General features: G+C 70.8%; 5 protein-coding genes. 3 read left to right on the top strand and 2 right to left on the bottom strand.

Going from position 1 to position 8,280, the window contains the following annotated elements; translation table 11 throughout:
• Positions 1-45: 45 nt before the first annotated feature.
• A complete protein-coding gene (gene rox / locus ACFVIM_RS29565; protein ID WP_384307638.1) occupies positions 46-1,482 on the bottom strand; it encodes a rifampin monooxygenase in 1,437 nt (478 codons plus the stop codon).
• 530 nt (positions 1,483-2,012) lie between these two features.
• Positions 2,013-3,038 (bottom strand): 6-phosphofructokinase, encoded by a 1,026-nt coding sequence (locus ACFVIM_RS29560; RefSeq protein WP_384307635.1) that lies wholly within the window; start codon positions 3,036-3,038, stop codon positions 2,013-2,015.
• Positions 3,039-3,384: 346 nt separating this feature from the next.
• On the opposite strand from ACFVIM_RS29560, the gene pta reads away from it, so the two are divergent.
• From pta to pyk, 3 genes are all read left to right on the top strand, one after another.
• Complete coding sequence (gene pta / locus ACFVIM_RS29555) at positions 3,385-5,481, top strand: phosphate acetyltransferase (RefSeq protein ID WP_384307632.1); 2,097 nt, start codon at positions 3,385-3,387, stop codon at positions 5,479-5,481.
• 23 nt (positions 5,482-5,504) lie between these two features.
• On the top strand, positions 5,505-6,722 hold the full coding sequence (locus ACFVIM_RS29550) for an acetate kinase (RefSeq protein ID WP_384307630.1): 1,218 nt from the start codon (positions 5,505-5,507) through the stop codon (positions 6,720-6,722).
• A 74-nt stretch (positions 6,723-6,796) separates the two neighbouring features.
• Complete coding sequence (gene pyk, locus ACFVIM_RS29545) at positions 6,797-8,221, top strand: pyruvate kinase (RefSeq protein ID WP_384307627.1); 1,425 nt, start codon at positions 6,797-6,799, stop codon at positions 8,219-8,221.
• The last annotated feature ends 59 nt before the right edge of the window (positions 8,222-8,280 follow it).

Raw genomic sequence — 8,280 nt, 5'->3', positions numbered from 1 at the left:
CCGCGGGGGCCGCCGGTCTCCTCGGACACGGACCGCCTGGGTCACTCAGCGGGCGGCACCGAACCACCGCGACAGCGCTGCCTCCAGCCCCTCTCCCCGCTCCTCCCCCACCCACACCACATGCCCGTCCGGCCGCAACAGCACTGCGGGCGCGTCCAGTTCCTCGCTCACGTCCACCACATGGTCGACCCGGTCCGTCCACCCCTCCACCGACAGATGTCCACCCCCCGTCTGGTCGAGCAGCAGCCCCCGCCCGCCGTGCAGCAGGCCATACAGCCGCCCCCGCTTCAGCGCCACGTCCCGCAGCCGCCGCCCCAGCAGCCCATGGCTTCCCTCCCCCACCTCGTACCGGACCCCGATGGCCGTGATCTTCTCGATCAGATGGCGGTTGACCTCCTCGAAGTCCATCAGTTCGGTGAGCAGCCGCCGTACGGCCAGTGCCCCCGGCTCGGTGGAGAGCAACTGCATCTGGGCGCGGGTGTTGCTCAGCACGTCCTCGGCGACGGGACGCCGTTCGCTCGCGTAGCTGTCCAGCAGCCCCTGAGGCGCCCAGCCGCGCACCTCGGCCGCGAGCTTCCACCCGAGGTTGAACGCGTCCTGCACCCCGAGGTTGAGTCCCTGGCCGCCGGTCGGCGGGTGGATATGGGCCGCGTCCCCGGCGAGGAGCACCCGGTCCACCCGGTAGCGCTCGGCCAGCCGGGTCGCGTCGCCGAAGCGGGAGAGCCAGCGCGGGGAGTGGACACCGAAGTCGGTCCCGGCGAAGAACTGAAGCCGCTGCCGGAAGTCGTCCAGGGCCGGCGGGGCCGTACGGTCCTCGAAGACTCCGTCGGCGGGCACGATCACGCGGTACAGACCATCCCCGAGGGGCACGAACCCGAACCGCTTCTGCGTCGCGCGCACCTCGGCGACCGCCGCCGCCAGCTCCTCCGCCGGTACGGAGACCTCCATCTCGCCCAGCAGGGTCTCGTTCCTGGCGGGCTCGCCGGGGAAGCCGACACCCAGCAGCCTGCGTACCGTGCTGCGGCCGCCGTCGCAGCCGACGAGGTAGCGGGAGCGCAGCCGTACGCCGTCGGCGAGTTCCACACTCACGGCGCCCACGTCCTGGCTCAGGCCGACCACCTCGGCGCCACGCCGGATCTCGGTGCCGAGTTCGGTGGCGCGCTCGGTCAGCAGCCGTTCGGTGGTGGTCTGCGGGATGCCCAGGACATAGGCGTGGGCGCTGTCCAGCCGCTGGGGCCAGGGCTTGTCGATCCCGGCGAAGAAGCCGCCGGTCCGGTACTCCGTGCCCAGCGGGAGGAACCGCTCCAGCAGTCCGCGCTGGTCCATCACCTCGATACTGCGCGCGTGCAGGCCCATCGCGCGGGACTGACGGGTCGGCTCCGCGGCCTTCTCCAGGACGAGCACCCGCACCCCGTGCAGCCGCAGTTCGCTGGCGAGCATCAGACCGGTCGGTCCGCCGCCGACGACGATCACATCGAACATGAAATCCCCCATGAGCTGAGCCGGAAGGTCGGCCAGCGGTCCGCGCACGCTCGCGTTTCCCCAGGTCCTGGCCTCGGCGAGGGATTCTGCCGCGCCACCGGGGCCTTGCCGCAAGGCCCCCCATGGGCTATACGTTGAGAGTGGCGAGGCGTCCTGGACGTCCTCGCCATCGTTGTGTGCGCTGTCATGCGCGGCCGTCGCGGAAGCCTCGTACACACCTCCGTACAGCCGGGTCCGCAGGGGAGAACGGCGGCCTCCACCGGGACGGAACCGGAAGCGGAGACCGCCGACGGCGGGAGGGGGCGGGGGTGCAGGGTCGCCCCCGCAGGGAGTGGCGGGGCATCCGGGCCTCACGGGACAGAGGCGCCTCATCCGCCGCTCCCGAGGAGGTGAGCCCGGAGGCCCCGGACCCGCGCCCACCACCGGGCAGGGGCCCACCACCCGGGCCACGGCACCACCCGGCCCGGCCCGGCGCCCAGGCCGAGCGCCGAAGGACAAGCACCGAAAGACGCCCGAAGGGCGCAGCGCTCCTAGAAGACCGACTCCGCCTCCGCCATCCGGTCCAGCGGCACCCGCTTGAGCTCGGTGACGGCGTCCGCGAGCGGTGCCATCACCACCTCGGTGCCCCGCAGCGAGGTCATATTGCCGAAGTCGCCCCGGTGGACGGCCTCCACCGCGTGCCAGCCGAAGCGGGTGGCGAGGACGCGGTCGTACGCCGTGGGGACACCGCCGCGCTGGACATGGCCGAGGATGACCGGCTTGGCCTCCTTGCCGAGGCGGTGTTCGAGTTCGACGGCGAGGCGGTTGCCGATGCCCTCGAAGCGCTCGTGGCCGAACTGGTCGATGGCGCCCTTGCCGTAGTCCATGGAGCCCTCGGCGGGGTGGGCGCCCTCGGCGACACAGATGACCGCGAACTTCTTGCCCCGGGCGAAGCGCTCCTCGACCATCTTGACGATGTCCTCGACCTGGAACGGGCGCTCGGGCAGGCAGATGCCGTGGGCGCCGCCCGCCATGCCGGACTCCAGCGCGATCCAGCCCGCGTGGCGGCCCATGACCTCGACCACCATGACCCGCTGGTGCGACTCGGCGGTGGTCTTCAGCCGGTCGATGGCCTCGGTGGCGACCGTGACGGCGGTGTCGAAGCCGAAGGTGCGGTCGGTGGCGGAGATGTCGTTGTCGATGGTCTTGGGGACGCCGACGACGGGCATCCCGGCGTCGGAGAGCATCCGGGAGGCGGTGAGGGTGCCCTCGCCGCCGATGGGGATCAGCGCGTCGAGGCCGTAGCGGCTCTGGAGCTCGCCGCAGTGTTCGGCGGCCTCGCGGAGCCGGTTGCGCTCCAGCCGGGCCGAGCCGAGGATGGTGCCGCCCCGGGCGAGGATGCCGCTGACCTCGTTGAGGTCCAGTGGCCGGTAGTGGCCGTCGAGGAGGCCCTTGAAGCCGTCCTCGAAGCCGATGATCTCGTCGCCGTAGCCCGTCACGGCGCGGTGTACCACCGAGCGGATTACTGCGTTCAGTCCGGGGCAGTCGCCCCCTGCGGTGAGGACTCCGATGCGCATCCTGCTCTGTCTCCTGCTCGTCGGTGGGACACGTGCACTCCGAATTGGCACAGTTGGACCCTAGACACGACCTTAGGCAATTGTTCCACGGGGTCCGGGTGCCCGCGTCGCCGGTCTTCAGTCAGCCGGGCCGCCACCAGCGCTCCGCAAGGGCGCCCCGGGCCCGTCTCACGGCGGTCTCAGCCCCGGCTGGCGGGACCTTCGACCCCCGGTACCGGGACCTTGGACCCGGCAGGCGCTCTACCGATTCCGGAAGGTATTGTCAAGAGGGAAAGGCCGCCACCAGCGGCTTTTTTGTGGGATCTTTTGTACGGAACTCGTACGGAAACAGGACGGGAGAGCACGCGTGACACGCAGCGTGTACGTGACCGGGATCGAGCGGGGCGACGGGCGTCAGGTCGTCGAGCTGGGCGTCATGGAGCTGCTGACCCGGCAGGTGGACCGGGTAGGGGTCTTCCGGCCGCTGGTCCACGACGGGCCCGACCGGCTGTTCGAGCTGCTGCGGGCGCGCTACCGGCTCACCCAGGACCCGGCGACGGTCTACGGCATGGACTACCACGAGGCGTCCGACCTCCAGGCCGAGAAGGGCACCGACGAGCTGGTCGCCCAGCTGGTGGACCGGTTCCACCAGGTCGCGCGGGAGTACGACGTGGTGCTGGTCCTCGGTACGGACTTCGCCGCCACCCAGCTCCCCGACGAGCTGGCGCTCAACGCCCGGCTCGCCAACGAGTTCGGCGCCTCCGTGATCCCCGTGGTCGGCGGCAAGGGCCAGACCGCCGAGTCGGTGCGCGCGGAGGCCCGCAACGCGTACCGCGCGTACGAGGCCCTCGGCAGCCAGATCCTGGCGATGGCGGTCAACCGGGTCGCCCCCGAGGACCGGGCCGAGATAGCCGAGCGGCTCGCGGCCCGCCTCCCGGTGCCCTGCTACGTGCTGCCGGACGCGCCCGCGCTGTCCGCGCCGACGGTCTCCCAGATCGTGCACACCCTCGGCGGCACGGTGCTGCTCGGCGACGACTCCGGGCTGGCCCGGGACGCCCTCGGCTTCGTCTTCGGCGGCGCGATGCTGCCGACCTTCCTGACCGCGCTGACCCCCGGCTGCATGGTGGTCACCCCCGGTGACCGCGCCGATCTGGTCGTCGGCGCGCTCGCCGCGCACTCGGCGGGCACCCCGCCCATCGCCGGACTGCTGCTGACCCTGAACGAACGGCCCAGCCAGGAGATCCTCACCCTGGCGTCCCGGCTGGCCCCCGGCACCCCGGTGATCTCCGTCCCCGCCAACAGCTGGCCCACCGCCGCCGAGCTGTTCAGCCTGGAGGGCAAGCTGGGCGCGACCACCCCGCGCAAGGCCGAGACCGCGCTCGGCCTCTTCGAGCGCCATGTCGACACCGCCGAGCTGCTGGACCGCCTCGCGGTGGTCCGCAGCGAGCACGTCACGCCGATGATGTTCGAGCACGAGCTGCTGGAGCAGGCCCGCGCCGACCGCCGCCGGGTGGTGCTGCCCGAGGGCGCCGAGGAGCGCGTGCTGCGCGCCGCCGATGTGCTGATCCGCCGGGATGTCTGTGATCTGACCCTGCTCGGCGATGTGGAGCAGATCCGCAAGAAGGCCGCCGACCTGGGGATCGACCTGACCCACGCCCAGCTGATCGACCCGAGCACCTCGGAGCTGCGCCAGGGCTTCGCCGAGCGGTACGCGGCGCTGCGCGCCCACAAAGGCGTCACGGTGGAGCTGGCGTACGACGTGGTCGCGGACGTGAACTACTTCGGCACGCTGATGGTGGAGGAGGGCCTGGCCGACGGCATGGTCTCGGGGTCGGTGCACTCCACGGCCGCCACCATCCGCCCGGCGTTCGAGATCATCAAGACCCGGCCGGGCGCCAAGATCGTCTCGTCGGTGTTCTTCATGTGCCTCGCCGACAAGGTGCTGGTCTACGGCGACTGCGCGGTCAACCCGGACCCGAACGCCGAGCAGCTCGCCGACATCGCCGTGCAGTCGGCGGCCACGGCGGCCCGCTTCGGTGTCGATCCGCGGATCGCGATGCTCTCGTACTCCACCGGCACCTCCGGTTCCGGCGCGGACGTCGACAAGGTCCGCGAGGCCACCGAGCTGCTCCGCCGGGCCCACCCCGAGCTGCGGGTGGAGGGCCCGATCCAGTACGACGCGGCCGTCGACCCCTCGGTCGCGGCGACCAAGCTGCCCGGCTCGGAGGTCGCCGGGCGCGCCACCGTCCTGGTCTTCCCCGACCTGAACACCGGCAACAACACGTACAAGGCCGTGCAGCGCTCGGCGGGCGCCGTGGCCGTGGGCCCGGTCCTCCAGGGTCTGCGCAAGCCGGTGAACGACCTGTCCCGCGGCGCGCTCGTCAGCGACATCGTCAACACGGTCGCCATCACCGCGATCCAGGCCCAGACGGAAACCACCGCCGTCGACGCCCTCACCGCATGAACACCCCCACACAAGAAGGCTCCATGTCCGCGACCCGCGTCCTCGTCCTCAACTCCGGCTCGTCGTCGGTGAAGTACCAGCTCCTCGATATGCGCGACGGCGCCCGGCTCGCCGTCGGGCTGGTCGAGCGGATCGGGGAGGAGACCTCCCGGCTGGTGCACACACCGCTGGCCACGGACGGAGGCAAGCGCGAGCGCACCGGCCCGATCGCCGACCACGAGGCCGCGCTGAAGGCGGTCGCGGCGGAGCTCGCCGCCGACGGGCTGGGCCTCGACTCGCCCGAGCTGGCCGCGATCGGCCACCGGGTGGTGCACGGCGGGATGCGGTTCACCGCGCCGACCGTGGTGGACGAGGAGGTGCTGGCCGAGGTCGAGCGGCTGGTGCCGGTGGCGCCGCTGCACAACCCGGCGAACATCACCGGTATCCGTACCGCCCAGGCGCTGCGCCCCGATCTGCCGCAGGTCGCGGTCTTCGACACGGCGTTCCACACGACGATGCCGGAGTCGGCGGCCCGGTACGCCATCGACACGGAGACCGCCGACGCGCACCGCATCCGCCGCTACGGCTTCCACGGCACCTCGCACGCCTATGTCTCCCGGGAGACGGCCCGGCTGCTGGGCAAGGAGCCCGAGGACGTCAATGTGATCGTGCTGCACCTGGGCAACGGGGCCTCCGCCTCGGCGGTCCGGGGCGGTCGCTGTGTGGACACCTCCATGGGGCTCACCCCGCTGGAGGGCCTGGTGATGGGCACCCGCTCCGGTGACATCGACCCGGCGGTGGTCTTCCATCTGAAGCGGGTCGCGGGGATGTCGACCGACGAGGTGGATGTCCTGCTCAACAAGAAGAGCGGTCTGATCGGCCTCTGCGGCGACAACGACATGCGCGAGATCCGCCGCCGGATCGACGCGGGCGACGAGCGCGCCGCCCTCGCCTTCGACGTCTACATCCACCGGCTGAGGAAGTACATCGGCGCGTACTACGCGGTCCTGGGCCGGGTGGACGCCATCGCGTTCACCGCCGGGGTCGGCGAGAACGCGGCCCCGGTGCGGGCGGCGGCCGTGGCCGGGCTGGAGGAACTGGGACTGGCCCTGGACTCCGCGCTGAACGACGAGTGGTCGGACCGGGCGAGGATTGTGTCGGCGCCGTACGCCCGAGTGGCCATCGCGGTGGTCCCGACGGACGAGGAACTGGAGATCGCACGGCAGACATTCGCACTGGTGTCTAGTAATTCACTCGACTGAGCGGCTGTCCGCCCATTTGTACTTTCCACCAGACGGAATATTCCGAGTCGAAACAAACCGATAGGATCCGCCTTATGCGCCGTTCCAAAATCGTCTGCACACTGGGCCCCGCCGTCGACTCGTACGAGCAGCTGAAAGCGCTCATCGAGGCCGGTATGAACGTGGCCCGCTTCAACATGAGCCACGGATCCCACGCCGAGCACGAGGACCGGTACCACCGGCTGCGCAAAGCCGCCGAGGACACCGGCCGGGCCGTGGGCGTGCTCGCCGACCTCCAGGGCCCCAAGATCCGCCTGGAGACCTTCGCCGACGGTCCCGTGGAGCTGGTGCGCGGTGACGAGTTCACCATCACCACCGAGGACGTCCCGGGCGACAAGACGATCTGCGGCACCACCTACAAGGGGCTGCCCGGCGATGTCTCCAAGGGCGACCAGATCCTGATCAACGACGGCAACGTCGAACTGCGCGTGGTCGAGGTCGTGGGCCCCCGGGTCAAGACGATCGTGGTCGAGGGCGGTGTCATCTCCGACCACAAGGGCATCAACCTGCCCGGCGCGGCGGTGAACGTCCCGGCGCTCTCCGAGAAGGACATCGAGGACCTCAAGTTCGCCCTGCGGATGGGCTGCGACCTGGTCGCGCTCTCCTTCGTCCGGGACGCCAACGACGTCAAGGACGTCCACGCGGTGATGGACGAGGTGGGCATCCGTGTCCCCGTCATCGCCAAGGTGGAGAAGCCCCAGGCCGTCGCCAACATGGAGGACGTCATCGCGGCGTTCGACGGCGTGATGGTGGCGCGCGGTGACCTCGCGGTGGAGTACCCGCTGGAGAAGGTCCCGATGGTGCAGAAGCGCCTCATCGAGCTCTGCCGCCGCAACGCCAAGCCGGTGATCGTGGCGACCCAGATGATGGAGTCGATGATCACCAACTCCCGTCCCACCCGCGCCGAGGCGTCCGATGTCGCCAACGCGATCCTGGACGGCGCCGACGCGGTGATGCTCTCGGCCGAGTCCTCGGTGGGCGCCTACCCGATCGAGACGGTCAAGACCATGTCGAAGATCGTCACGGCGGCCGAGAACGAGCTGATGTCCAAGGGCCTCCAGCCCCTGGTCCCCGGCAAGAAGCCGCGCACCCAGGGCGGTTCGGTCGCCCGCGCCGCCTGCGAGATCGCGGACTTCCTCGACGGCAAGGCGCTGATCGCCTTCACCAAGTCCGGTGACACGGCCCGCCGCCTCTCCCGCTACCGCGCCTGCCAGCCGATCCTCGCCTTCACCACGGAGGCCTCCACCCGCAACCAGCTCACCCTGAGCTGGGGCGTGGAGTCCTATGTCGTCCCGCATGTGGACAACACCGACGCGATGGTCGACCTGGTCGACGCCGAACTGGTCAAGCTGCACCGCTACAACGAGGGTGACACCATGATCATCACCGCCGGTTCGCCCCCCGGCGTCCCCGGCACCACCAACATGGTCCGCGTCCACCACCTGGGTCTGCCCGCGTAAGGACGTCGGCGCCCCACGGCGCGTGAGACATACGGACGGGGCCCGCACCACGGATGGTG

It is taken from the genome of Streptomyces sp. NPDC057638, from assembly GCF_042800315.1.
In the GTDB taxonomy this organism is placed as follows: Bacteria; Actinomycetota; Actinomycetes; order Streptomycetales; family Streptomycetaceae; genus Streptomyces.
Note: the sequence above shows the minus strand (reverse complement) of the source record. Positions and strands in the feature narration are given on the sequence as shown.

What these genes read in the sequence shown, in the direction of transcription:
- rox (WP_384307638.1), bottom strand. Translation starts at nt 1,482, where the DNA reads ATGTTCGATGTGATCGTCGTCGGCGGCGGACCGACCGGTCTGATGCTC.
- ACFVIM_RS29560 (WP_384307635.1), bottom strand. Translation starts at nt 3,038, where the DNA reads ATGCGCATCGGAGTCCTCACCGCAGGGGGCGACTGCCCCGGACTGAAC.
- ACFVIM_RS29550 (WP_384307630.1), top strand. Translation starts at nt 5,505, where the DNA reads ATGTCCGCGACCCGCGTCCTCGTCCTCAACTCCGGCTCGTCGTCGGTG.
- pyk (WP_384307627.1), top strand. Translation starts at nt 6,797, where the DNA reads ATGCGCCGTTCCAAAATCGTCTGCACACTGGGCCCCGCCGTCGACTCG.